This window comes from Streptomyces sp. P13-3-3, assembly GCF_050571355.1.
GTDB classification, from domain to species: Bacteria; Actinomycetota; Actinomycetes; order Streptomycetales; family Streptomycetaceae; genus Streptomyces; species Streptomyces althioticus.
Genome location: NZ_CP192228.1, coordinates 5,437,175 through 5,463,812 on the forward strand (window position 1 = coordinate 5,437,175; position 26,638 = coordinate 5,463,812).

At 70.0% G+C, this 26,638-nt stretch carries 13 protein-coding genes and 2 pseudogenes; 7 read left to right on the plus strand and 8 right to left on the minus strand.

All coding sequences use genetic code 11. The features are described from left to right. Window positions 1–37 precede the first annotated feature (37 nt). From ACQZOG_RS24470 to ACQZOG_RS24480, 3 genes are read left to right on the plus strand one after another with little or no spacing between them, the layout of a single operon-like run. Complete coding sequence (locus tag ACQZOG_RS24470) at window positions 38–1,810, plus strand: hypothetical protein (protein ID WP_230229392.1); 1,773 nt, start codon at window positions 38–40, stop codon at window positions 1,808–1,810. Then, a complete protein-coding gene (locus tag ACQZOG_RS24475) occupies window positions 1,807–3,951 on the plus strand; it encodes an integrase (RefSeq protein WP_078493049.1) in 2,145 nt (714 codons plus the stop codon). The genes ACQZOG_RS24470 and ACQZOG_RS24475 overlap by 4 nt, the downstream gene beginning before the upstream one ends. Next, a complete protein-coding gene (locus ACQZOG_RS24480) occupies window positions 3,948–4,418 on the plus strand; it encodes a hypothetical protein (protein ID WP_051747714.1) in 471 nt (156 codons plus the stop codon). The genes ACQZOG_RS24475 and ACQZOG_RS24480 overlap by 4 nt, the downstream gene beginning before the upstream one ends. 335 nt (window positions 4,419–4,753) lie before the next feature. On the opposite strand, the gene ACQZOG_RS24485 is transcribed toward ACQZOG_RS24480, so the two are convergent. The 4 genes and pseudogenes from ACQZOG_RS24485 to ACQZOG_RS24500 all read right to left on the minus strand — a co-directional run. Next, window positions 4,754–4,885 (minus strand): zinc-binding dehydrogenase, encoded by a 132-nt coding sequence (locus ACQZOG_RS24485; RefSeq protein WP_079031560.1) that lies wholly within the window; start codon window positions 4,883–4,885, stop codon window positions 4,754–4,756. A gap of 75 nt (window positions 4,886–4,960) precedes the next feature. Beyond that, window positions 4,961–6,376: a zinc-binding dehydrogenase gene (locus tag ACQZOG_RS24490; protein ID WP_208862073.1), complete on the minus strand. Its 1,416-nt coding sequence runs from the start codon at window positions 6,374–6,376 to the stop codon at window positions 4,961–4,963. After that, window positions 6,373–6,612 carry a hypothetical protein gene (locus ACQZOG_RS24495; protein ID WP_063834619.1) on the minus strand — a complete coding sequence of 80 codons (240 nt, stop codon included), beginning with the start codon at window positions 6,610–6,612 and terminating at the stop codon, window positions 6,373–6,375. The genes ACQZOG_RS24490 and ACQZOG_RS24495 overlap by 4 nt, the downstream gene beginning before the upstream one ends. 14 nt (window positions 6,613–6,626) lie before the next feature. Then, window positions 6,627–6,845, minus strand: a pseudogene (locus ACQZOG_RS24500) (alcohol dehydrogenase catalytic domain-containing protein); the annotation flags it as partial. A gap of 184 nt (window positions 6,846–7,029) precedes the next feature. On the opposite strand from ACQZOG_RS24500, the pseudogene ACQZOG_RS24505 reads away from it, so the two are divergent. Beyond that, a pseudogene (locus ACQZOG_RS24505) lies at window positions 7,030–7,820 on the plus strand (IS5 family transposase). Between the two features lie 235 nt (window positions 7,821–8,055). Here the strand turns inward: ACQZOG_RS24505 and ACQZOG_RS24510 are convergent. From ACQZOG_RS24510 to ACQZOG_RS24525, 4 genes are all read right to left on the minus strand, one after another. After that, window positions 8,056–8,202, minus strand: a complete 147-nt coding sequence (locus tag ACQZOG_RS24510; protein ID WP_203549871.1) for a hypothetical protein — start codon at window positions 8,200–8,202, stop codon at window positions 8,056–8,058. Continuing rightward, window positions 8,190–8,702 (minus strand): hypothetical protein, encoded by a 513-nt coding sequence (locus ACQZOG_RS24515; protein WP_203549870.1) that lies wholly within the window; start codon window positions 8,700–8,702, stop codon window positions 8,190–8,192. Before ACQZOG_RS24515 ends, ACQZOG_RS24510 begins: the two co-directional genes overlap by 13 nt. Then, window positions 8,699–8,953 (minus strand): hypothetical protein, encoded by a 255-nt coding sequence (locus ACQZOG_RS24520; protein WP_193455806.1) that lies wholly within the window; start codon window positions 8,951–8,953, stop codon window positions 8,699–8,701. Before ACQZOG_RS24520 ends, ACQZOG_RS24515 begins: the two co-directional genes overlap by 4 nt. A gap of 633 nt (window positions 8,954–9,586) precedes the next feature. Further along, a complete protein-coding gene (locus tag ACQZOG_RS24525; protein WP_193455805.1) occupies window positions 9,587–10,264 on the minus strand; it encodes a hypothetical protein in 678 nt (225 codons plus the stop codon). 273 nt (window positions 10,265–10,537) lie between these two features. On the opposite strand from ACQZOG_RS24525, the gene ACQZOG_RS24530 reads away from it, so the two are divergent. The 3 genes from ACQZOG_RS24530 to ACQZOG_RS24540 all read left to right on the plus strand — a co-directional run bounded on the left by ACQZOG_RS24530 (window position 10,538) and on the right by ACQZOG_RS24540 (window position 26,573). Further along, window positions 10,538–24,154, plus strand: a complete 13,617-nt coding sequence (locus ACQZOG_RS24530; RefSeq protein ID WP_430741806.1) for an amino acid adenylation domain-containing protein — start codon at window positions 10,538–10,540, stop codon at window positions 24,152–24,154. Continuing rightward, on the plus strand, window positions 24,147–25,022 hold the full coding sequence (locus ACQZOG_RS24535) for a proline iminopeptidase-family hydrolase (RefSeq protein WP_051747717.1): 876 nt from the start codon (window positions 24,147–24,149) through the stop codon (window positions 25,020–25,022). The genes ACQZOG_RS24530 and ACQZOG_RS24535 overlap by 8 nt, the downstream gene beginning before the upstream one ends. A 342-nt stretch (window positions 25,023–25,364) precedes the next feature. Further along, window positions 25,365–26,573, plus strand: coding sequence for a multidrug effflux MFS transporter (locus ACQZOG_RS24540; protein WP_063834620.1), 1,209 nt, complete (start codon window positions 25,365–25,367; stop codon window positions 26,571–26,573). Window positions 26,574–26,638 lie beyond the last annotated feature (65 nt).

Consider the following 26,638-nt stretch of genomic DNA (forward strand, 5'->3'; position numbering starts at 1 on the left):
TCCTGACCGGCTGCCCGCCGACGGGGATCAAACCAGGGTGGTCTTCTACGAGGAGCAGAGCGGGAAGAGTCACACCCTCGACTTTTCGTCCTTCCCGGCGCCGCTCGCGATGCAGCGGTGGATGGCCGTGTTGCTGGCCGCTCAGTGCGGTGCGCGTGGCGGCAGTAAGCGCCTGGCCACGGCGAAGAAGTACCACTGGGTACTGCGCCGCTTCACGGTGGTGCTGTCGGACGCCGGCCGGGTGCCGTCGACGCCCGGCGAATTGGCGCCGGAACACTTCCAGATCCTTCGCGACCGGTACGAGGACCATCCGACGAGCCTGCGGCTGTACCTACAAGCGCTGCGGCGTCTCATGCGCAAGCGCGACGACCTGACGGAAGAGGCCCTTCACGATCTCCTGCGTACACGGCTTCCCGCCGCCGCGGAAGCAACGCAGGTCATGGCGTACAGCGACCACGAGTGGCAGCAGATCATGACCGCTGTGCGTCGTGATGTTCGTATCAGCCGGGACCGCATCCGTGTGGGAGTGCGGCTTCTGGCCCGCTTCCGGGACGGTGAACTCATAGCGGGCAGCCGGGAGGAGGCTCTGGGAAGGATGCTGGAGGAGTACGCCACGACGGGGGATCTGCCCCGGAACGAATCCGGTGTCCTGCGGGACGAGGTGTCCCGGCTCGGTGGTGCGATGGCCATCAGCGGCATGCTGAGCCTCACCCGTGACGAGTCGACGGCCTTCGCGCTTCTGCTGAGCGCGCTGACCGCGGAGAACTTCGGCACTGTCAAGACGTGGCCGGCTCTGCACACCCGGCCCGACGGCAGGGTGTCGGCGCAAGCAGTGGCCCTGGTCGAGGAGACCAAACCGCGCCGCGGCCCCGACCGTGAGTACATGGTCGTCGCACTTGAGGATCTCCCCGCCTCCCTGCGCGAGCTGGCCGAATCCGAGGACACCGAGCCCCGGCTCTTCCTCTCGCCGCTGCGGGTGTACCAGCTGCTGCTGGAGCTGACACAGACCGCTCGCCGCCTCAGCGGAGCGACCCGCGCGTTCGTCAGCTACAGCCCGAAGCGTCGTTCCGCGTTCGGCAGGGACATGTGGAACACGGAGGTGCACGTGAAGCACTGGAGCCAGACGAGGGGCTTCCCCTCGATGCGCGAAGCTGTCGCCGGAGGGCCCCCTGTCGTGCAGGTGCGGCGTATCCGTCAGAGCGCGCTGGAGCTGAAGCGACGCCCGGTCGCCCACAGCCGCGAAACGTTGCGGGACCACTACCTCAAGCGCAGCCGCACGGTGCAGGAGCAGAGCCGTTCCGTGGTCGGCAAGGCGCTGCGCGAACAGGTCGCGAAGGGACGCACAGCGATGGAAGTCCCGGTGTTCACCCCGGCCTTCCTCGACCGCGCGGCTCGGGGCCTGGAGGCGGCAGCGGCGGAGGCCGGGCTCGACCCGGAAGTCATGAAGCGGCTGCTGGCCGGAGACCAGGACACGGTGCTGACCGGATGCGTCGATCACCTCGCCGGGCCTGACACGCCGCCGGGGACACCGTGCACGGCGTCGTTCTTCGCATGCCTTGGCTGCGGGAACGCTCGTGCGCTCCCACACCAGTTGCCGGTCCAGATCGTTGTTCGCGACCGTCTTCTCGCCACCCGCCCCAACTCCGACCCCGCGACCTGGCACGCGAAATACCAAGCGGCTGCCGACCGGCTGGAGGACATCCTGCGTCACTACACCCCTGCCGAGCGCGAGCAGGCCCGCGCCAAGCTGAGCGACGGGCAGAGCGAACTGATCGACGACCTGCTCGCCGGAAGGCTGGATCTTCGATGACCGTGCCCTCGGCCACTTCCGCGCCAGGAGGCGGCAGCCTTCCGGGGCAGCCGCTCTGGCCTGCCGACGACGTCCTCATCCTCCGCAACCGACCGGTACGGATCGGTACCCCGCCCTCGCGCATGTCGCGATTCGGAGACGAGCAATGGCATGTCCAGCCGGCCCATCGTGACGCGCACCTGCAGATCTCGGCCATCTCCTGGTCCACCTTCCCTGCCGCGCTGCGTCAGCATTTCCGTACGTTCTTCCTGGCCGCCCTGGACCACCCCGTCCCGGTCGAACCGGGCGGGCGGCAGCGCCCGGCCGAGCAGGCCAGCGTCGGCAGCTTCCCCTACTGGGTCATCGACATGCGAGTCCTGGCGCTCTGGCTGGACGAGCAGGGGTGCCGCGACCTTTCCGAGGTAAGCGACGCCGACCTGGCGAGCTTCCGCACCTACGTTCTGGGCCTGGACCGCGACGACCGCCGAAAGTCGGACCTGATCACCGCGGTGCGCCTGCTGTGGCTCTTCAGCGAGCACATGCCCGCCCAGTGCCGCCTCGACTGCGACTTTCCCTGGGCAGGCCAGACCGCCAAAGAGGTCGTCGGAGCGCTGGCGGGGACGGGACGCGAGAACAAGACCCCCCGCATCGCCGACGACACCATGGAAGCCCTCTTGGCCTGGGCCCTGGTGATGATCGAGGAAGTCGGCCCCGACATCCGCGACGCCTGGCACGAATACCAGCAACTGGAGACCGGGAAGCACATCTCGCAGGTCCGGTACACCGGCACACGGGAGGAACGGCTTCGCGCATACCTCTCGTGCTGTCGTCAACAGGGCATCGCCCTGCCCGGCCACGTCGGGGGAGGTATCAACTATGGGCACATAAAACGGCTCATGGGCAGCCGGAAGGAGCACCGCCAAGGGGTGTCCGCGGCCATGCTGGATCTCCTTGTCGACAGCGGTCTGCCAGTCGCTCACTTCTCCGGTGTCGGCCGCATCACCGGACAGATCCATGGCCGTCCCTGGCGTGAGCACCCCATCGCTATCGGGGAACTCCCCACCCTGGTACGGCTGCTGTCTGCCGCACTGTTCACGGCGGTCTGCTACCTCTCCGGAATGCGCCCCGGCGAGGTTCTCAATCTGCGCCGGGGCTGCCGTGACACCGACGAAGAGACAGGGGAGCTCTTGGTCCATGGCTTCCGTGGCAAGGGCTTCAACCGCGTCCCCGACCAGCCGGACGCTTCCGAGCCCCTGCGCCCGTGGGTCGTCGTGGATGTGGTGCACGCGGCCATCGGCCTCCTGGAGGAGCTGCACGATCTTCCGTTGCTCTTTCCCTCAAGTCTGATCAGCGCCCACGGCGAGCGTCCCGCCACCGTCAACGCACGCACAGGTCGAGCCATGAACGACGACATCCAGGACCTGATCTCCTGGATTAACTCCACCTACCGCAGGGCAGATCGCGGTGCCCCCATCCCGGCCGACCCTGCCGGCCGCATCAACGCCAACCGCTACCGCCGCACCCTGGCCCGCTTCATCGTCCGCAAGCCGCGGGGACTGATCGCAGCCGCACTACAATACGGCCATATTCACACAAAAGTAACCTTGAGCTATGCTGGGTATGCCGACCCCTCCTGGCTGCACGACATCGCCGTGGAGAAACTCGAGTTCATCATCGACCAGGTCGAACGGAACGGCCAGCGTCTCGCGGCCGGTGAGCACGTCAGCGGTCCTTCTGCCGATGAGTACCGGGCCCGCGTGGAGCGCACCGCGTCGTTCGAAGGCCGAGTGGTGACAAGCGCCGGCAGCGCGGAACGCCTCCTGGAACAGATGGATCCCGCGATTTATCACGGACAGGGCATGACGTGCGTATGGCGTGCGGCCACGGCCGCCTGCCGCAAGGCCAAGCTCGCACTCGGACTGCCGGACGATGACACGCCGGACGAGTCGGAGTGCCGATCGTCGTGCGCCAACCTCGCCTACACCGACCGTGACATCGAAGACGTGCAGCGCCGACGCGATCGGCACCAGGCCGACGCAGGTGACCCGATCGCCCCCAAGCCCCGACGCGACCGCGCGGCGGCGCAGGCCGCGCAACTGTCGGGGATCATCGACCGCCACCAAGTACAAGGCGCCCCTGACGCCAGGGAAAGGACCGCATGACCAGCCGACGCCCGCGGAACAGGGAAACCGAACGCGCCGCGCTTCGGACCGCAGCCGACCGCCTCTTGGCCGGCACGCCCCTGCGGTCATCCTCCGGGAAACTCACCGCCTCCGAACTGCTTCGTGAGTCCGGACTCCGGCGCGATGTCGCCTACGGCGACCACAAGGACCTCGTCGAGGAATTCCAGGCACGCGTCAAGGCGCAGAGCGCCACACCGACAGCCATGCAGGAACTGGCCGACAAGTACGCCGAGGCGATGGAGAAGGTGGCGGCCATCGCCGAGGAGCTCGCGAAGGAGCGGGCCGCTGGTGCCACGCTGCGACGGATCATCGCCGAACTGAGCCTGGAGCTCGACCAGGCTCGTGAGGAACTCGGGCAGTCCGGAAACGTCGCCCGATTGCCAGCGCCGCGGCGACGGATATCGCGCCAAGAACGAGGCTCAACGAAGACATCGAAAGTCGAGTGAAACAGCGGTGGTGGGCGTGAGCTCGAGACGCGCACCACATCGCTGGAGCGGTGTCGTTGAGGCGGACGCCGGTACGGGACCGCGAACGCGGCTCGCCGCTCCAGGCGGGTGATGTCGAGGGCCTACGTCAGCAGGGGCATGAGCGGCGCGGACGATGCATGCGACGTGACCGAGGACGAGGTACGCGGCCCGGACAGCGGCGACGACCGAGACGTCGGACGGGGGGCGAGGCATACGACTGAGACCCGCAGGATCTCCCGGAGTCGGGATGGTCTGCGGCCACTTGCTGTCCTGCCACCGCCGATGCCGGCGAAGTTTCGTCCGGTGTATCCGGTTCAATGGCTGATGACGACCTTGCCGAAGTGGGCGCCGCTGGCCAGGTGGGCTGCTGCGTCGGGTGCTTCCTCGAACGGAAAGACGCGGTCGATCACCGGGTGCAGTTGGTGCGTCGTGAAGACCCGGTTCATGTCCTCCGATCGCTGCCGCTGCCGCCGCCGATCGCGCGCACCGATGTCATGTTGTAGGTGAGGGCCAGTAGGACTTCATCCAGCGATGCGTGTTCGGCATCGCCGCCGAGCGTGACGTGGCCGACCATCGAGATGGTGCCGCGGTAGGCGGCGGCCTTGATCGACTGCGCGATCGTCCCCACACCGCCGACCTCCACGACCACGTCGGCCCCTGTCCGCCGGTGAGCCTGCGGCCCTCGTCGCCCCCCCCTGCGGGGTGGTGCGGTAGTTGACGACATCGCTGGCGCCGAGTTCGCGCAGTCGCGCCGCCTTCTTCTCGCTGGAGGTGGTGGCGATGACCCGTGCGCAGGCGGCGCGGGCGAGCTGGAGCGCGAACAGTGAGACGCCGCCCCACCCTTGGACCAGGACCGTGACCCCCGGGCCGACTCCTTCCAGCGCCGAGTACGCGGTGACGGTGGCGCAGGGCAGGGTGGCAGCAGTCGAGATGCTCGGGCTTGGACACCAGCCGCTGTTCGTCGATGGCGACGTATTCGGCCAGCCACCCGTCGAGGTCGGTGTGGTAGTTCTGGCCGGGTGTGCGCTGGGGGTGCCGCCGAACCAGAGAGGGTTGAAGGAGTTCACCACCCGGTCACCGGCCTTGAATCGGGTCGCGCCGGGGCCGGTGGCCTCAATGACGCCGGCGGCGTCGGACAGCGGCACGCGGTCGGCGGGCACCGGGTAGCGGCCGTCGAGCATGAACAGGTCGCGGGCGTTGAGCGAGGTGGCGTGGACCCGCACCAGTACGACTGGTGCCGGGGGTGGGAACCGGTCCCTCGACGAGGGTGCTCTGGCCGGTTTCGGACATCCTGTATATGCGCATGTGGTGATCCCTGATCTGCGGTGGTGCCGCCCCGCGGGGGCGGCACGGCGTGATGACTCGGAACGGGGCCGGCGGAGGACGCCGGAACGGCCAGCTCGCCGTGGCCGCTTTTGACGAGGGCGTGCGGCGGGCCAGGCTGGGGTTTCCAGCGGTGTAGACGGCGACGAGGAGGCCGACGACGCCGCCCTTGCGCAGGCGTTCCAGGCCGTCGGGGCCCTCTGGGGCGTGATGCGGTTGAGCGGCGGGTCGAGTTCTCCGCTGCACATGAGTTCGTAGAGGTCAGCGAGGTCCTGCTGGGTGCCCTGCAGAGAGCCGAGGATGCGCAGCTGCTCGAGGATGAGGGCCTGGGTGTTGATGGTGGCCTCCAGGCGGCCGAGGCCGACCTGCACCAGCGTCCCGGACTTCGCGAGGGTGTCCACGGCCTGGGCGGTGGTGGTGCCCAATCCCGCGTAGTCCACGATCAGCGGCAGGTCCTTGTCGGCGGACTCGGTGATCGACTCGGCGACGCCCGCCAGTCCCATCTCGGCGGCGTGTTCCCGGGTGGAGGGGCCGATATCGGCGGCGTAGACCTCGGCGCCCTTCAGGACGGCGACGCAAGCGCCGTTGTAGCCGAGGCCGCCCAGACCGATCACTCCGACCCCCGCGTGCCCTTGGTCAGGCCCCCGGCGGTGACCATGGCGTGGTAGGAGGCGATGCTCGAGTCGGTGGCCAGGGCGCCCATTTCGTAGGACAGCTCGTCGGGCAGCCGTACGAGGTTGGCATTGCTGGTGCGGATCTTGGGCCCGTAGCCGCCGTCCCAGGCGCCATAGCCGATGGCGTCGCCGTCGGCATCATCGGCGCCAGTCCGACGCGGTCGCCGACCTTCCACTCGTCCATGCCGGGGCCGACCTCGCTGATCACCCTGGCGTTCTCGTGCCCGAGCGTCATCGGGATGCGCGGGAACGACGTCATCCACTGCGCGTCGTCGAGCGCGCCGATGTCGGAGTGGCACAGGCCGGCGGCCTTGACGTCGACGACGACCACGCCCGGGCCTGCGTGCGGTTCGGGCACTTCTTCCCAGGTCAGCGGCCGACTGGTTCCGTTGAATCGCCACGCTTGCATGTGTCTCACCTGTCTCGTGTCGCGGCACACACGCGGGGCCGGTGTTTCGCCGCAGCTTGTTGTGCCGCACGGGATGTGCCTGCTGTGTTCGTGGGTGCTAGGGTCTGTCGTCAAATGATCTTCGATCGGGGATCATGGTCGGGTGATACGTCGCCATGAACTGTCCGATGCCGAGTGGGCCTTCGTGCAGCCGCTGCTGCCCCGGTCCGAGCGGGGCAGCAGACGGCTGGACGACCGGACGGTCCTCAACGGGATCGTGTGGAAGTTCCGGACCGGAACGGCCTGGCGGGACGTGCCCGAGCGGTATGGCTCCTGGGCGACGCTGCACACCCGCTTCCGCCGGTGGGCCAAGGACGGCACCTTCGAGCGGATGCTCCGGGCCGCCCAGGCCAGGGCCGACGCGGCCGGGGACATCGAGTGGCTGGTGTCGGTCGACTCCACGATCGTCCGAGCCCACCAGCACGCGGCCGGAGCGCGAAAAGGGGGCTCCACTCCCCGGGACTCGGCCGGTCCAGAGGCGGTCTGACCAGCAAGATCCACCTGGCCTGCGATGGCGTCGGCCGCCCGCTCGCCTTTACCGTCACCGGCGGGAACACCAACGACTGCACGCAGTTCACCGCCGTGATGGAGGCGATTCGGGTGCCCCGGCCGGGTCCGGGACGGCCCCGGGTCCGACCCGACCACGTCATCGGCGACAAGGGCTACAGCTCCAAGGCCATACGCACCTGGCTGCGGCGACGGAACATCCGGCACACCATTCCGGAACGGTCCGACCAGGTTCGCAACCGGATCCGGCGCGGCAGCCAGGGCGGACGTCCGCCGGCCTTCGACAAGCAGGTCTACAAGCGGCGCAACGTCGTCGAACGGTGCTTCAACCGCCTCAAGCAATGGCGTGGCATCGCCACCCGCTACGACAAGACCGCCGAGTCCTACCAAGCAGCCGTCACCCTCGCATCGCTGCTGATGTGGGCGTGACATTTGACGACAACTCCTAGGGGTGCCGTGGTGCGGGTCGCCCGCCGGCAGCAGGCCCGCGTGGTACCGGGCCCGCCGTCGCGCTCGCCAGCGCGCATGCCGCACGGGCATGAGCGGGGTGGTGCCGGGGTCAGCGGTGGGCGGCGCGGTTCATCTCGACTACGTCCTCGTGGGTGGGCGCCTCACCGAGGGTGGCGAAACGCTCCAGCATGCTGTCGCGCACGCGCGCGTCCTTCTACCGGTCGGCCGCAGTGAGCGCCGCGGGCACCTCGTCCAGGGTCAGCTCGGTGCAGTAGGCCGAGCCCATGGGCTGCTGGCGCCAGGAGTCGGGGAGCACGCCGGCGTCGTAGGGGACGAAGCCGGTGTCGTTTAGGAGCTGCATGGCCACCTGCCGGGCCTCGTCGGAGTCGGCGGCGACGGGGAGGGCGATACGGCCCGGGGTGCCCGCGGGCACGCCCAGGGTGCGCGGGTCTCCGCCAGGGCGGCCTTCCACGCCTTGACCACGGGACGGCCCAGCAGCTCGGCGTTGCGCACGCTTTCCACTTGGCCTTTCTCGACGGCCTCGATGCGGCCGTTGAGGTGTGGGTAGTAGTTGGTGGTGTCGATGACCACCGTCTCCTCACCGGCGTCGGCGAGGGGGCTGGCGAGTTCCGCGACCCGGTCGAAGAGTATGGACATGATGACCACGTCCCTGTCGGCCAGCTTGCGCATCCAGCCCTTCTCGGCCAGCCGGTTCAGCTTCGCCCGCAGCGTCTCCGAGCGAGCCAGCTCCAGGGACATCCCCAGCTCACCGCAGACCTGCATCACCATGACCGGCCCGTCGGCCCGCCGTACCATGTCCATGATCCGCTGGTAGTCGGCGGGCAGGACCGTCTCGTTCATGCCCGCTCCCGTGGCGGCACCGCGAGCACCGTACGGCCCGCGACCTGCCCGGCGGGTGGCGTCGTCCTCTGCTCGGCTTCGGTGCGTACCTGCCCGGCCAGCCGGCGTGCGACCCGTTCGACGACAGCAAGTTCTTTCAGCTCGTCGCGGACCTCCTGCAACTGGAGGCTCATCTTCTCTGCCTGTAACTCCAGTTCGACCCGGCCGACCGTGATCGGATCACGAAGGTCCGGCTCCGCGTCCTGGGCCACCTTGATACACCTCCCGCCCGAATCGCACGGATCTCCACCTCGCACACGGCGGGGAATCCGCAGATCCGTGATCACCGGAACGGCAGATGATCTTGAGCGCCGACAAGCACCCTCGACCAGCACGAGTACACGATCAACAACTCACACCAGCCCCGCGACCGACGACTTCAAGATGGTGGATCTTCAGGGATACACCACTTGGCGGGGCGTCAATGAGACGGCCGTGCGCCTCGGCGGACCGTCGACCGACGACTTGCAGACGTAAAGGATTGCCACGGTGCGCTATTTGACTGATTCAGACCGACCGGGTCCCGTTGGCTTGATCAGGGCAGCTCAACCGGCCCACGTAGGCCAGGCGAGACGCCTCTAGGAGCCCGCCCCATTCCGAGTTCGGCCGCCGGACGCCGACTCAACCGGCCCGTCCTGGCGGTGGCGCAATCTCAATCCCTGCCTATAAGTATCTCTGATGGGGGTTAGAGGTGAGGCTTATTGGTCTCCCTCCGGTTTGTGTGGCCGGAATGTTTCCTTGACATGCCATCACTGCAAATGACAGCCTCCCCGTGGCTGTTGCATGCATCTCGAGGTGAGGGGTGCGGCCAGCCTGCCCAGCCAACCGAGAGAGGTGCATTTCCCTTACTGAAAGGCGCGCGGGGTAAATTTTGCTGGGCCTCTGCGTGCTGCGGCAGTCGAGGCAGGGGCAGGGCCAAGGTGAAAATTCTTCATGTGTTGGTCGGATCGGAACTCGGCCGGCTTGGGCAGGAAATAGCGGAGTACTTGGCGGACGCCGGACATTACGTCTGGATGCGGGAAGGCGACCCGGTCGGGCCGGCCGGGTGGCGGGCGCGGATGACCCACAATGTGGGCGTCGTCAGCGAAGACGCGCTCGTGGACCGGCGCCTCGACTGTGTCGTGGGGTCCGCCGTCGGCGCCGCCCGTCGCCCGGATGTGCCGGTGCTGACGCCTGGGCTGCGGGCCTTCGGAGACCGTCCCGAGGCGCGCTGCACTGTGCGGCTGACCGGCAGAGATGTGCTGGTGGGCGGGACGTATGCCGTTGGTGATCCGCACGGGGCGGTCCTCGATGCCTGCGTCGACGCCGTGATCCGCCTCTCCCGTGAGGGCCACACCTCCCTTGCGGCCGAGCCAGTGGACGAGCGCCCGGACGACCTTCCCGAGCTGTTGCGGATGGAGCGCGCGGCCGAGGCGCTGGCTGCCCGGGCGCGCGTCGCCGACCGTGCCGAGGACCGCTTTGATCTGGTCGAGGCAATCGGGCCTGACATCGCGGAGACCGCCAGGAAGAGGGAAATCCTCCACTTTCCGTCCGTCACCTCGGTCCCGCTCACGCCTGGCCGTCTCGAATTTCTTTCCCTGGCCTTGCAGATGGTATGGAACTCCCGGAAGTCCGGGATCTACGTCCACGACGTTCACACATCCTCCGGGCGAATACGTAAATACCTGAAAGTCGATCGGGGAATTCGTCACCGAGAACTTCTTGATCAGCTCAACGATCCGCTGTATCGGGCTCCGCAGAATGCCTTCTATGAATTCGGGGAGGTCTTTTCAAAGGCGCGTCCGCCGCGGGTTCTCGTGGACGTCGACGGGACCGCGCAGTCCGAGGGCGCCCTCTTGGTCCTGCGCTGCGACGGTAGTGGGCGGCTGGAGATGGAGGCTCCGGCAGGGCTGCCGTTCCTCGCCGTGCTGCGTGAACACGTCGACGCCTTCCTCGCCCGGTTCGAGCGGTTCGAGCAAGGCGCCGCCGCATTCGGCGACGTGCTGTGCCTGCCCGGCACGCTGCGGCACACCCTGGCGGCGCAGGCGTGCGAGACAAGGGCCCCGTACGACGACCGGCCCCTGCACCGGGTGATGGAGGAACAGGCCGCGCGGCAGCCCGGCGCAACCGCCGTCCTCCACGGCGGTACGACCCTGACCTACTGGGAGTTCAACGAGGCAGCGAATCGTTTCGCCAGGCTGCTCCAGGAGCGCTACGACCCCCGCCGGGGGGATCTGATCGCGATGTACCTGGACCGCACCGAGCATCTGCTCATCGCCGCGCTGGCCGTGCTCAAACTGGGCTGTGCCTACGTCCCGCTGGACCTCGGCTCACCCGCGCGCCGCACCGCCGCGATCCTCGCCGACAGTCAGCCCGTCCTGATCCTCAGTGACACCGCGCACCACACCGGCCTGGAAGACATCGCCCTCGGCGTCCCCGTCGTCGTCGCCGACGCCGATGACGTACAGGCCGCGGCGGCCGCCTGCGACGGTGCCGACCTCGACGTGCGGGTCACCGGTTCCGACCTCGCCTACGTCATCTACACCTCCGGCACCACCGGCCGCCCCAAGGGCGTCGCCGTGGAGCACCACAGCTACCTCAACATCGCCCAGGACATCGGGCGCAGTGTCAGCTTCCGGCGCGGTGAGCGCATGCTGGCCGTGACCACCGTCGCCTTCGACATCTCCACGCTGGAGCTGTACATGCCGCTCCTGCACGGCGGCATCGTCGTCCTGGCCGACCGCGCCGACCTGCTCGACGTCGCTCGTCTCGTCGAACTGATCGAGGACGGCGTCTCCGTCGTCCAGGCGACGCCGTCCCTGTGGCATCTGATCCTCCAGAACCTCGGCGGCAAACGGCTGCCCGTGCGTGCCCTGTGCGGCGGCGAGGCCCTACCCCGGCAGCTCGCCGCCGACCTCGCCGCCACCGTGGACCAGTGCTGGAACGTGTACGGCCCCACGGAGACCACCGTATGGTCCACGCGCCGCCTCCTCACCCCCGACGACCCCCGCCCACTGATCGGCACGCCTGTCGCCAACACCCGCTGCTACGTCCTGGACGAGGAACTGCAACCACTCCCCCCGGGCGTCGTGGGCGAGCTGTGCATCGCCGGCACCGGTCTGGCTCGCGGCTACCTGAACGCACCGGAACTGACCGCGAGCCGGTTCGTCACCCCGCCGCCCGCGACCGACGGCACCGGCCCCGCCGTACCTGAGGAGCGCTTCTACCGCACCGGTGACTTGGTGCGCGCCCTCCCGGACGGCTTACTGGAGTTCATCGGCCGCAACGACTTCCAGATCAAGCTGCGCGGACACCGCATCGAACTCGGCGAAATTGAGAGCGCACTGACCGCCCACCCCGCCGTCGAGCAGAGCCTGGTCCTCGTCCACGAACCGCCCCGTACACCCGGCGACACCGACCCGTCAGCCGACGAGGCTCGCTATCTCGTCGCCTACTACGTGGCCCCCGAACTGCCCGACGGGGAGGACCTGCGGCGTCATCTGGCCGGGCTGCTGCCCGATTACATGATGCCGACGGTGTTCGTCCCGCTCGACAGCATGCCGCTGAATGCCAACGGCAAGGCCGACCGCGGGGCGCTGCCGGACCCCGGCGAGTTCCTCACCGAGGGATATGTGGCCCCCGTCGGCGAGCTGGAGAGCCGCCTGTGCGAGCTGTGGTCCGAGGTGCTGGGCGGCACCGGCGCGACCCGCCGGACCGTGGGCGTCACCGACGACTTCTTCCAGTCCGGCGGCAACAGCATCCTGGGTATCAAACTCGTCAACCGCATCAACAGCGAGCTGGGCTGCGACATCCGTATCCGCGACGTCTTCCACGAGAAGACGGTCCGGCGGCTCGCCCCGCTCGTCGCCGCGAGCCTCGGCAGCTTCGCCTACCGCGACCACGTCCTCGACGGCACCGACACCGAGCACCTCTACGAGCCGTTCCCGCTCACCAACGTCCAGCAGACCTACTACCTGGGCCGCTTCCACAACTTCGAACTCAGCAATGTCTCGACGCACGTCTACAGCGAGTTCTGCTACGGCAGCATCGACCACAAACAGCTGGAGACCGCGTTCAACCGACTCATCGAACGCCATCTCGCCCTGCGCACCGTCTTCACCGACGGGCAGCAGCGCTTCCTGCGCGAGGTCCCGTACCACCGCGTCCCGTTCCACGACCTGCGCGACGAGACCGAACTAAAGGAGCTGCGCGGCCGCTACGCCCACAAGTTGTACGACCCGGAGCGCTACCCGCTGTTCGACATCGTGCTGAGCCGCCTCGACGGTGTCTTCCGGCTGCACATCAGCTTCGACGCCCTTGTCATTGACATGTCGAGCTTCGAAATCCTCTTCGACGAGTGGGCGCAGCTCTACGCCGACTCCGAGCGCTGTCTGCCCAACCTCGGCGTCAGCTACCGCGACTACGTCCTGCAGTACGAGAAAGTTCGCGACAGCGACCTGCTGACCCAGGCCCAGCAGTACTGGGAGGACAAGGCCGACGGCTACCAGCTCGACCTCCGGCTGCCGCTGCGGGCCCACCCGTCGAGCGTCGACACCCCTGTCTTCCGGCGCAGGAGCCGGGTCGTCCCCGCCGCCGTCTGGGAGAAACTGGCCGACCGCTGTCGCCGTCACGGCATCAGCCCGACGGCGCTCGTCGTGGAACTGTTCGGACGGGTGCTCGGTCACTGGAGCGGCCAGGACCGGCTGTGTGTCAACCTCACCCTGTTCAACCGGCTGCCCCTGCACCCCGAGATCAACGGCGTCATCGGCGACTTCACCGTCCTGGAACTCTTCGACCACCGCACCGAACATGACACCGTCATCTCCGACACCCTGCGCCGCGTCCACGGCGACCTGCTCCGCGACATCGAGCACAACCTCTTCGACGGCGTTGACTTCCAGCGACTGCTGAAGACCCGCCAGTCCATGCCCCTCAACAAGATCGTGGCCCCGGTCGTCCTCACCAGCACCCTGGGCGCCCCCGCCGACGCCGGCATGTTCGAACTCGTGCTGAACGACACGTACCAGGGTGTCGACCACTCCATCTCCCAGACACCACAGGTGTGGCTCGACAACAAGGCGTACGAGACGCAGGAGGGCTTCGTCGCCGAGTGGGACTACGTCGATCAGCTCTTCGACCCGGCCATTCTCGAGGCCATGCACGACGCCTACTGCCGGCTCATCGAGGACCTGGCCGAACTCGACTGGGAGACCGCCGCGTTCCCGTCCCTGTCGGTGCCCGGGGCCGACCGCGCCCTCATCGAGGCGGCCAACGCCACCGGTGACGCCCCCGACTGCGACGACACCCTCTTCGGCCTGTACGAGGCCGGGTTGGATGCGGGCCGTCGCGCCGCGGTGGCCGTCATCGACGCCGGTACCGGTCGCAACCACACCTACGGCGAGCTCTACGACGACTCTGAGCGCCTCGCCCGCGTCCTGTCGACGCCCGGCACCCTCCCGGACGAGCCCTGCGTCGTCGGCGTGCTGGCGGAGAAGGGCTACCTCCAGGTCGTCGGCACCCTCGCCGTGATGAAGTCCGGTGCCGCCTACATCCCGCTGAACGTCGACTGGCCCATGGGCCGCACCGAGGACGTCCTCGGGCAGGCGGGTGCGGGGGTGGTGCTGGTGTCGCGGGCGCAGGCGGCTCGGCCGGAGGTGGCCGGGCTGGGGGCTGGTCGCCGGGTGCTGGTGGTGGAGGATCTGCTGGCCGGTGAGACGCCGGAGGTGGAGCTGCCGGTGGTGGGTCCGGACGAGGTGGCGTATGTGATCTTCACGTCGGGTTCGACGGGCCGTCCGAAGGGGGTGACGGTCAGTCATCGGGGTGCGGTGAACACGCTGCGGTCGGTCAACGACCGTTTCGACGTGGGGCCGGACGACCGTGTGCTGGCGTTGTCGGAGCTGAGTTTCGATCTGTCGGTGTACGACCTGTTCGGTGTGCTGGCCGCCGGTGGGACGGTCGTGTTCCCGGATCAGGGGGAGACGAAGAATCCGGCGCATTGGCTCGAGTTGGTGCGTGAGCATCGGGTGACGGTGTGGAACAGCGTGCCGCAGCTGGCGGGTCTGCTGGCCGACGAGGCCGGGGGTACGTCGCTTCAGTCGCTGCGTGTGGTGCTGATGTCGGGTGACTGGATCCCCACCCAGCTTCCGGAGCGTCTTCGGGCCTTGGCCCCTGAGGCGACGGTGATGAGTCTGGGTGGTGCCACGGAGGGCAGTATCTGGTCGATCTGGCATGAGATCGAGCGGGTGGACCCGGAGTGGGCGAGTATCCCGTACGGCACGGCGATGCCCGGTCAGCGGATGTATGTGCTGAACGGCCGGGGTGAGCACTGTCCGGTCGGCGTCGCGGGGGAGATCCACATCGGGGGAGCGGGTGTGGCCCTCGGCTACTGGAGGGACGAGGAACGGACCGCTGAGCGGTTCTTCGAGCATCCCGGGCTGGGACGGCTGTATCGGACGGGTGATCTGGGGCGGTGGACGCGGCAGGGTTGGATCGAGTTCCTTGGCCGTGACGACTTCCAGGTCAAACTTAACGGCTACCGCATCGAACTCGGCGAGATCGAGAGCGCAGTCACCCGCGTACCGGAGATCACGCAGAGCGTCGCCCTGGTCAAGGAACACCGGGCACAGGGCGGCCCCGCCCGGCAGCTTCTCGTCGCCTACTACGTCTCGCCGGTCCCGCTGGACGCCCAGCACCTGAGTGAACGGCTCGCCACCGGTCTGCCGACGTACATGGTCCCCGAGACCTTCGTGCACCTCCCGGAACTGCCGCTCAGCCCCAACGGCAAGCTCGACCGGGGTGCCCTGCCCGACCCGGCCCCGGCCGTCGAGGAGGTCGTGCCTCCACGCGGTGAACGGGAGCGGCGGCTGCGTGACCTCTGGGCCGAGGTGCTGGGCATGCCCGCCGGGCGGCTCGGCATCACCATGGACCTGATGCGGCTGGGCATGGACAGCATCGTCGCCATCCGGCTGGCCAGCCGGATCCGCCGGGAGTTCGGCGTCCGCGTCGGCGTCCGGGACGTCTTCGAGCACCGCACGGTCGAGCGGTTCCACGACCGGATCCTGGCGGTGGCGGAGCCGGATGCCAGTGAGGGCGCGGCGGTGGTGGCGGAGCAGGGTGTGCTGTCGGGTGAGGTGGCGTTGCTGCCGGTGCAGGAGTGGTTCTTCGGCCGGGAGTTCGTGCGGCCGGGGCACTGGAACCAGGCGTTCCTGGTGCGGGTGCCGGAGCTGGACCGGGGGCGTCTGGAAGAAGCGCTGCGGGGTTTGGTGGAGCGGCATGACGCGTTGCGGCTGCGGTTCCGGGAGGGTGTGCAGTTCTATGACGTGGAGGCGTCGTTCCCGGGGCTTCGGGTGCTGGATGTGCGTGGGCTGCCGGGCGGGGAGGGCTCGCCGGAGTTCGTGGGCGCGCTGCGGGAGCGGCTGACGGGCTGGCAGAGCGGGTTCGATCTGGAGCGGGGTCCGATGGCCTCGTTCGGGTATCTGCACGGCTTCTCGGACGGTAGTGCGCGGGTGTTCTTCGCCCTGCACCACTTGATCACGGACACGGTGAGCTGGCGGATTCTCGCGGAGGATCTGCACGCGCTGTACGAGGGCCGTGAGCTGGGGGTGAAGGGGACGAGTTATCGGCAGTGGTCGCAGGCGGTGGCCGAGTACGCCCGCCGGCGGCCGGAGGAGAGGGCGTACTGGGAGAACCTCCTCACCGACCTCGACGAGGCCCCCGTGCTGCGCCAGGACACGGGTGCCCTGGTGGACGCCCACGTTACGCTTGACGCGTCCCGCACCGCACAGCTCCTCGGGGACTGCCATCGTGCGTACGGCACGCGGGTCGACGAGTTCCTGCTCGCTGCGTTCACGCTTGCCCTGGCCGACGTGACCGGCCGGCCGGTGCAGCATTTGATGGTCGAGGGGCACGGCCGAGAGGACGTCGAGCCCGGCCTCGACGTCAGTCGCACGCTCGGCTGGTTCACCACCCTGCACCCGGTGCGCGTGGAGACGTACGACGACGCCCGGCGCACCCTGGCGTCCGTCAAGGACGGGCTGCGCGCGGTGCCCGGGAAGGGCCTCGGTCACGGACCGCTGTGCGGCTACGACCGGCCGCTGCCCCGCGTGTGCTTCAACTACCTGGGGCGCATCGACGCCGCCACCGGTCCCTGGCAGATCACCACGGAGCCCGGCGGCGACTGGAGCCACCCGGACAACCTGCTGCCGTACGCGGTCACCGCCACCGGCATGGTGAGCGAGGGGCGGCTGCGGTTCACACTGTCCTGCCGGCTGCCCGAGCCCGACGCCCGGCGGATCGCCCGGGCCTTCGAGGACCGGCTGACCGCGCTGGTCGACTCCACGGCACGCGGCACCCGCACCCACCTCACGGTGAGTGACATCGACGGACTGCTGCCCCAGGAGCACCTCGACCGGCTCCAGGCCAACCGCGAACTGGACGGCGTCTTCGCCGCCACCAGCCTCCAGCAGGGATTCATCCAGCACGCCGTCGCCCAGGGCGACATCGACGACGCCTACCGGGTGCAGGCGGTCTGGGACTACCAGACCGCCCTCGAACCGGACCTGTACCGCGCGGCCTGGGAGCAGGTGCAGCGGGACTTCGCCGCCCTGCGGCTCCGGTTCGACTGGCAGCACGAGATGGTACAGGTCGTCGACCGTGAGGCGCAGCTGACCTGGCAGTATCTGGACCTCAGCGGCCACCCGGACGCCGCCGGGCGCGACGCCGCGTTCCAGGCGCTGCTGGAGGGCGACCGCGCCACGCCGTACGACCTGCGGGCCGGCGGTCTCTTCCGGGTGCACCTCGTCAAGCAGGACGCGGAGCGCTTCACCTGTGTGCTCAACACCCATCACGCGATCCTGGACGGCTGGAGCAGCCCGCTGCTGCTGCGCGCCCTGCACGACGCCTATCTCGCGCTGCGCGACGGGCGCCCCGTGGCCCCGGCCGGCGACGACTACGCCGTGGTGCAGCGCGGCCTGCGGCGCAGTGCCCACGCCCACGACGCGTTCTGGCGCGCCTACGTCGCGGACGCCGGCGACGGGTGCGACCTCGGCGGGCTGCTGCGGCCGGAGGCCCGCGGCACGGACCTCGCCACTCACCGGCGCGTCCTGCGCCAGGAGCAGCAGACGCTGCCGCTGCCCCCGGACCTGCTCGGGGGGCTGCGCTCCGTCGCCCAGGACCACGGGGTCACCCTCAACGCACTGCTCCAGTACGCCTGGCACAAGGTGCTCGGCTGCTACGGCCGGGCCGACACCACCGTCGTCGGCACCGTGCTCGCCGGACGCGACCTGCCCGTCGACGGCATCGAGACATCCGTCGGCCTGTACCTGAGCACCGTCCCGCTGATCGCCCGCCACGGCACCGGCGCCGACAGCGTGATCGAAGAGGTCCAGCGGCTCCAGGACGACCTGCACGAGATCAGCCGCCGCAGCAGCGTCGACCTCGCCGCGCTCCAGGCGGGCGGGCGGCGGCTGTTCGACAGCCTGTTCATCTACGAGAACTATCCGGCCATCACCGACGAGCGGCACGAGCGGGAGCTGCGGCCCCGCTTCCGCTTCCGGCACCAGAAGCGCGACTATCCGCTGGTGGTGTCGGTGACCGAACAGGACGGGCAGGTCACGCTCGTCTTGGACCACGCCGGGGAGCTGTTCGCGCCCGAGACGGCCCGCCGTCTGCTGGCCGGTGTGGAGACGGTGCTGCGTACCGTCTCCGACGATCCCGCCGCCGCCCCGTCCGACCTGGTGCTCACCGCACCGCGCACGGCCCTGCGGGACGAGGCCGAGTGGAACGACAGCGGCACCGCCGAGCCTGCCGAACCGGTTATCCACCGCGCCTTCGAGGCACAGGCCGCCCGCACGCCCACCGCGCCCGCGGTCACCCACGGCGGCACGACCCTGACGTACGCCGCACTGAACACGGCGGCCAACCGGCTGGCCCGTGTGGTCCGGCAGCAGGTGCCGCTCGCCCCCGAGGAGCCGGTCCTGCTGCTGCTCGACCGCGGCACCGACACCGTCACCGGCCTCCTCGCCGTCCTCAAGGCGGGCTGCGCCTATGTGCCGCTCGACCCCGGCTACCCGGACGAGCGCATCGCCCGTATCGCTGAGGGCAGCGGCGCCCGCCTGCTGCTCACCCACACCCGCCACCGCGACCGGATGACCGCGCGGTTCCCGGGCATGACGGTGCTCGCCGTCGACGCCCCCGAGACCCGGGCCGCATGCGCCGCCGAGCGCCCCGACGACCTGGACCTGCCCGTCACCGGGGACTCGCTCGCCTACGTGCTCTACACGTCCGGCACCACCGGGCAGCCCAAGGGCGTGATGGTGGAGCACCGGGCCTTCACCACCACCATGGCGGCCCTGCGGCGGCGCCACTTCCCCGAGGCCGGCCCGCTGCACACATACAGCCTGACCAACTACGTCTTCGACATCTTCGGGCTGGAGTACGGCCTGACGCTGCTCGGCGGCGGCAGCATGACCGTCGGCGACCATCCGGTGGCGGAACTGGACTGCTCGGTCTACGACTTCGTCCAGATGACGCCCAGCCTGCTGGAGATGACACTGCCCGCGCTGCGCCGCCTCGAGGACACCCGCCTTCTGGTCGGCGGGGAACGCCTGGACCGGCACCTGCTGCGCGCGGCGCTGCGCCGCTGCCCGCGCGTGGTCAATGTCTACGGCCCGACCGAGACCACCATCTGGTCCACCTCCCGCGCCTACACCGCCGCGGACGCCGACGGCCCGCTCCTGGTCACGATCGGCAGGCCCCTGCCGAACGAGACCGCGCACATCCTCGACGCCCAGCTGCGACCGCTGCCGGCGGGCGCGATCGGCGAACTGTACCTCGGGGGCGCCGCCCTCGCCCGCGGCTACCTCGGTGACCCGGAACTGACCCGGGACCGCTTCGTGGACGCGTCCGCCGCCGGGTTCGGCTGCCTCTACCGTACCGGTGACCTGGCACGCCGACGGGACGACGGGGAGATCGAGTTCGTCGGCCGCGCCGACGACCAGATCAAGCTGCGCGGCCACCGCATCGAACTCGGCGAGGTGGAGAGCGCGCTGGTGTCGTTCGAGGGGGTGCGGCAGAGCGCCGTCGTCGTCGGCTCCCTCGACGGCTCCGCCGACACACCGGACAGCGCCCGCAGCCTGATCGGTTACTACGTCGCGGACCGGGCTCTCGACGAGGACGCGCTCCGCGGCCACCTGGCCGCCCTGCTGCCGGAGTACATGCGGCTCGCCGCGCTCGTACACCTGACCGAACTGCCGCTGACCTACAGCGGGAAGCTCGACGTCAAGGCACTGCCCGCCGCACGCCGCCGGACCGCCCGCAGCACACCCGCGGCCCCGTCGGACGACACCGAACGGCTGCTCGCCCGGCTGTGGCAGGACGTCCTCGGCCTGGACGAGGTCGACGTGCACGACCGGTTCTTCGACGTGGGCGGCAACTCCGTCCTGCTGACCAAGGTCCACGCCCGCCTGCCGGAGGAGATCCGGCGCACGGTGACCCTCACCGACCTGTTCCGTCTGCCGACCATCGCCTCCCTGGCCGCACACGTCACCGGCCGGCACGTCACAGGCCGGCGAGCCGACGATCCGCCGCGCCGGGAGCCCGCCGCCCAGCCGGCCGCCCCGGGGCACCGGGACGGCGGCGACAGCCGGGACATCGCCATCATCGGCATGGCCGGCCGCTTCCCCGACGCCGACGACCTGGAGGAGTTCTGGCACAACCTGGTCACCGGGCACCACAGCGTCGTCCGCCCCACGCGGGCCGAACTGCTCGCCGCGGGCGTACCGGAGCAAGAGATCGACCAGCCCGGATACGTCCGGGCCCGGAGCGGGCTGCGCGATATCCGCTCCTTCGACGCCGCGTTTTTCGGCTACTCGCCCCGGGAGGCGCGGACCATGGACCCACAGCACCGGGTGTTCCTGGAGTGCGCCTGGCACGCCCTGGAGGACGCGCACTGCGACCCCGCCGCGTACGACGGTGACATCGGGGTGTACGCGGGTGCGGGCCACAACGACTACGCGCAGGAGCACGTGTTGCCCTCGCTCGGCGAGACCGACCTGGCCACGCGCTACCAGGTGATGATCCACAACCAGGGCAACTTCCTGTGCACCAAGGTCGCCTACAAGCTCGGCCTGACCGGCCCCGCCGTCACCGTGCAGACCGCCTGCTCCACCTCGCTGGTGGCGGTGCACCAGGCGTGCACGGCACTCCTCGCGGGTGACTGCGACGTGGCGCTGGCCGGCGGCGTGTCCATCGGCAAGCTCCGCGCCGAGGGCTACGTCCACCAGGACGGCATGGTGTTCTCCCCGGACGGCACCTGCCGCGCCTTCGACGCGGACGCGCAGGGCACCATCGAGGGCCAGGGGGTCGGCATCGTCGTCCTCAAGCGGCTCGACCGCGCCCTCGCCGACGGCGACCGGGTCCGCACCGTTATCAAGGCCACGGCGATCAACAATGATGGACGCAACAAGGTCGGCTACACCGCCCCCAGCCAGGAGCGGCAGGCCGCCGTGATCCGCCGCGCCCACGAACGCGCCGGGATCGACCCCGCGACCATCGGCTACGTCGAGGCCCACGGCACCGGCACGCCGCTCGGCGATCCTATCGAAGTGGCCGCCCTGCGCGAGGCGTTCACCTCCGGCGGCACCGTGCCGCACCGGGTCGCCCTGGGCTCGGTCAAGACCAACATCGGCCACCTTGATGTGGCCTCCGGCATCGCCGGACTGATCAAGACGGTGCTCTGCCTGGAGCACCGCACCCTGGTGCCGACTCTCCACCACACCCGGCCCAACCCCCGGCTGGAACTGGAGAGCACCCCGTTCCACATCGTCACCGAGACGACCCCGTGGTCCGACGGCCACCCGGTCCGCCGGGCGGGCGTCAGCTCCTTCGGCATCGGCGGCACCAACGCCCATGTCGTCCTGGAGGAGGCGCCCCCGCGCCCCGGCCCGGCCGAACGCCGGCGGGACCAGCGCACCCACACGTTGTTCGTCGTCTCCGCGCCCGCGCCGGACGCCCTGGACCGGCAGTCCCGGGCCCTCGCCCGCCACGCGGCCGACCATCCGGACGTCCCGCTGGAACGGCTGGCGTACACGCTCCACACGGCACGGCACCGCTTCCCGCACCGCCGCGTCGTCGTGGCCGGCGGGCACCAGGACCTCGTGGAGCGGCTGGCCGAGCCGTCGCACGAGTCCGTCACCCACCGCCCCGGCCGTCCCGTCGTGTTCCTGTTCCCGGGTCAGGGCGCCCAGTACCGGGACATGGGCCGGGCCCTGTACGCGAGCGAGCCGGGATTCCGGGCCCACGTGGACCATTGCCGGGAGCTGCTGCGTGGTCGGGTGGGTGAGGACGCATCCGAGGCCGACCTGCTCGGCCGCACCGACAGGGTGGGGGACACCCGGTTCACCCACGTGGCCTTGTTCGTCGTCGAGTACGCGCTGGCGCGTTGGTTCACGGACCTCGGCGTCCGGCCCGACGCGGTGATCGGCCACAGCCTTGGCGCGTATCCGGCCGCCTGCCTGGCGGGCGTGCTCTCGCTGGAGGACGCGCTCTCGCTGGTCGCCGAGCGCGGCCGACTGCTCGCGGGCACGGCCACCGGCACGATGCTCGCCGTACCGCTGCCCGAGCACCAGGTACGGGGTCGGCTCGCCCGCCACGGACTGGACCTGGCCGCAGTCAACGACGCCACGAGCTGCGTGGTCTCCGGCCCCGCAGTGGCCGTCGACGCGCTCACGGCGGAACTGGCCGCCGAAGGTGTCACCGGTCGCCGACTTGCCGTCTCGCATGCCTTCCACTCCCGGCTGCTGAACCCGGTCCTCGACCGATTCACAAAGGCCCTGGAGGGCGTCCGGTTGATGGAACCCGAGCTGCCGTTCGTGTCCGAACTTACCGGCGACTGGGCCGACCCCAACGAGGTATGCCGCCCCGCATACTGGCGCAAACACCTTAGGCGGACCGTCCGGTTCCACGACGGGCTGAGCACGCTGTACGGAGACGCACGGCTGCGCGACGCCGTCCTGCTGGAGGTCGGGCCGGGCCGGGCACTCGGCCGGTCGGCCCGGCGCCACCCGGACCGCGACGGCCGCCTCGTGGTCGCGGCGATGCCGCCCGCGGGCGACGCCGCGCAGGAGGAGCCCACCATCGCGCTGCACGCCCTGGGCACGGCCTGGGCCGCCGGAGCCGACATGGACGCGGAGGCCTTCCACGGGCTGACCGCCGGCGACCGGCTGCCGTTGCCTGGCTACGCGTTCGCCCGCCAGGAGCACTGGATCGACCGGGCCGCCCCCACCGGCGTCCCCGCCCGGCCGAACCCCCCGGTGCCGACAAACACGTCACCCGCGGCGCCGGCCCCCACAGCGACGGAAGTCCTCTCGGGCCAGGCGCCGAACCGGGCACCGGATGAGGCCGCCGCGACGGTCGCCGAGTCCTGGCGCACGGTCCTCGGCGTCGACACGGTCCACCCCGACGACGACTTCTTCGCGCAGGGCGGGGACTCTCTGGCCGCCGTCCAGCTCGTCGCCCGCCTCCGGGCCCTGACCGGCGCCGACATCGAGTTCATGGCGCTGGAACGACACACCCCGCAGGTCCTCACCCAGGCGCTGGCCCAGCGGCTCGCCGGAGACCGGGCCGAGGAGGACATGCGCCGCGGCCTGGTGGTGATCAAGGTGGGCGACCCACAGGCCCGCCCGCCCCTGGTCCTCGTCCACCCCATCGGGGGAGACGTCTTCTTCTACCGGGAGCTGGCCGCCTGCCTGCCGGGGGACCAGGCCGTGTACGCGATCCGCTCCCCCCTGCTGGACGGCACCGTCGGCCTCGACACCATCGAGGACATGGCGGCCTCCTACCTGGAACGGCTGGAGGAGTTCGGGCTCAAACCACCGTACCGCCTCGGCGGCTCGTCCTTCGGCGGCCTCGTCGCCTACGAGATGGCCCGGCAGCTCGACGCCCGCGACGCGCACCGGCCCCAGGTGGTGCTGATCGACAGCCCCGCCCCCGGCAACCTGCCCGCCGAGATGACCGACGACGACATCCTCGACTACCTCATGCGCTACGGCCTGGCCCGGCTGGACCTGCCCCGCGCGGAGCTGGCGGCACTGCCGACGACCGAGGACCGCATCCGCCTGATCGCGGACCGGGCCCGCGGCACCGAGTCCGAAGCCCTGCTGTCCGCAGACTTCCTGCCCCGCTATCTGCGCGCCTGGCAGCGGCACAGCCGGGCCATGCACGCCTACACCGCACGCCCGTACGCCGGGGACGTGCTCTTCTTCTCCCACCAGGAGGAGATCCCGGAATTCCCGGCCGGACAGGCGTCGCACTGGCGGCGGCTGGCCCACGGCGGCTTCCGGGACGTCCCGGTGCCCGGCAACCACCTCAGCATGAACGGGATGCCGCACGTCGCCACGATCGGCGCCCACCTCGCACAGGGAGACAACGGTGAGTGACCTGACCAGCGGCACGCTGCGCACCGTGCCCGCCAGCCGGACCTGGTACGACATCCTCAACCCCGGCGCCCCGGGCACCCCGGTGGTCACCGTCCACGGCGGCCCGGGGACCCCCCACGATTATCTGCGGCCCCTCGCCGAAGCGCTGCCTGGCCATCCCGTCGTGGTTTACGACCAGTCCGGCTGCGGCCGCTCCGCACAGCGGCCCGCCGACGGGCGGCCCTGGCAGCTGGAGCACTTCGTCGACGAGCTGGAGGTTCTCGTCGGCTCGCTGGGCCTCGAACGCTTCCACCTCCTCGGGCACTCCTTCGGCACCATGATCGCCTGCGACTTTGCCCTGCGCGGCAGGCATCGCCCCGACTGGCTGATCCTCGTCTCACCCGTGCTCAACGTCCGCAAGTACGAGGAGGACATGCGCCAGCTGCTGTTCCGGCTGCCCCCGGCCACCGCCCAGGCCATCAGCGACGCCCTGCGCACCTGCCGGTACGACACCGCCGCGTACCGCGAGGCGTCCCTTGTGTTCGCCGAGCGGCACATGTGCCGGACCGACTGGCCCGACGAACTGGTGGACGCCACCCTCGGCACCTCCACGCAGGTCCGCGACGCCCTGTGGGGCCCCACCGAGTTCCGCGTGACCGGCAACCTGCGCACCTACACGCGCAGCGACCGGCTGGCCGAACTGGACGTGCCCACCATCTTCGTGTGCGGAGAGCACGACTTCGTCCCGCCCCGGGCCTGCCAGGCGTATGCCCGGGCCGTGCCCCACGGACAGACCGCGGTCGTCCCGCACGCCTCCCACATGCCCCATCTGGAGCAACCCACGGTGTTCGCCTCGGAGTTGCTCGCTCGGCTCGGCGGACCGGCGTGAGAAAACGAGTTGTGAACACCGGCGATCCTGGGCCTACGATGAGAGACGACATCCTCGTCCAAGGGATCGCTTCAGAAGGGGTCACGTTGCAGTCGGCGTCACGCGCCACGGGTGGCGAGCGGGCGGGCCGCAGGCCGCGCAACGCGCAGGCCATCTGGTGGCCGCTGATTCGAAGACTCACCACGCACCGCTGAGCCCTGCCAAGAGCGCTGCCGCTCCGGCACGGCGCGGTTCGACGTGCCCATTTCACCTCATTCGGCCGGCCCCCGGCGCACCCGCGGTCCGTCGCCCCCTCGCGCGGACCCGGGACCCCCGCGGCCCGGCCCCTTCCCTCACGAGGCCATGAACAAGAACAGATTCCTGCCCACGCTGCTGGTCGTGGCGCTGCTCGGCACCATCATCGAGCTGGACATGTCCGTGCCCAGCTTCCCCGACATCGCCCGGGCGCTGGACGCCTCCGAGTCGTCGGTCCAGCTGACCGTCACCTACAACTTCCTGGGCTACTGCCTGGGCGCCCTCGCCTACGGACCGCTGTCCGACCGGTTCGGCCGGCGCGGCGTCATGCTGGTCGGCAACGGCATCATGCTGGCCGGCGCACTGGGCTGCGCGGTGGCGCCCAGCATCGAGTTCCTGCTGGTGTCCCGGTTCGTGCAGGGCATCGGCGCCAGCACCTCCGTCGTGCTCGTCTTCGTGATCATCGCGGACGTCTACGAGGGCACCCGGCTGCTGAAGATGTTCGGGCTCACCAACGCCGCCATGTCCACCTTCATGACGGCGGCCCCGGCGCTCGGCGGACTGGTCAACCGCACCCTCGGCTGGCGCGGCAACTACGCGGTGGTCTTCGCCGTCACTCTGGTGTCGCTGCTGCTGATGGCGCTGTTCCTGCCCGAGACCAAGGCCGAGCGGGTCAAGGTGAGCGCCCGGCAGGTGGCGGGCGACTACCGCCGGCTGCTGCGCAGCGGCGAGTTCGTCGCCGCGTCGCTCGTCCCCAGCCTGCTCTTCGCCGCCTACATGGTCTTCATCGCCGCCAGTTCCTTCCTCTACACCGACACCTACGGTCTGTCCACGCTGGCGTTCGCGGGCAATCTGCTGGTCATCGTCGCGTCGTTCGCGGTCACCAGCCTCCTCGCCACCAAGATCATGGAGCTGCTCGGCGGTCCCGGGCGCACCGTGGCGTGCAGCATCACCGCCACACTGGCCGGAGTCGCCCTGTTCCTCGCCCTCGGTGACGGGCCGGTGTCCACCACCGCGTCCCTCGCCGTCTTCTGCGTGGGCTTCGCCGCCGTCTACCCCATCGTCTTCGGCCGGTCCCTCCAGGTGTTCCCCGAGCTCCAGGGAGCGGCGTCCTCGCTGAACATGAGCGGCCGGGCGCTGCTGGTGACCGTGTTCACCGGCGCGGCCAGCAGCCTGTTCACCGGCGACGCCGTCGTTACCGCCGCAGTGATGGCGGTGGCCACCGTCGCGGCCGTACCGCTGGCCTTCCTCAGGCCCCGCACCCCCGCCGGCGAGCAGAGCCCGCCCCGGTCGGACGCCATGACCGGGACCGGCTGAGCCGGCCCGCCCTTCGGCTTCCCGTCACATCCCCCCGCGCGTGCGGGCGGCACCCTGCCGCCCGC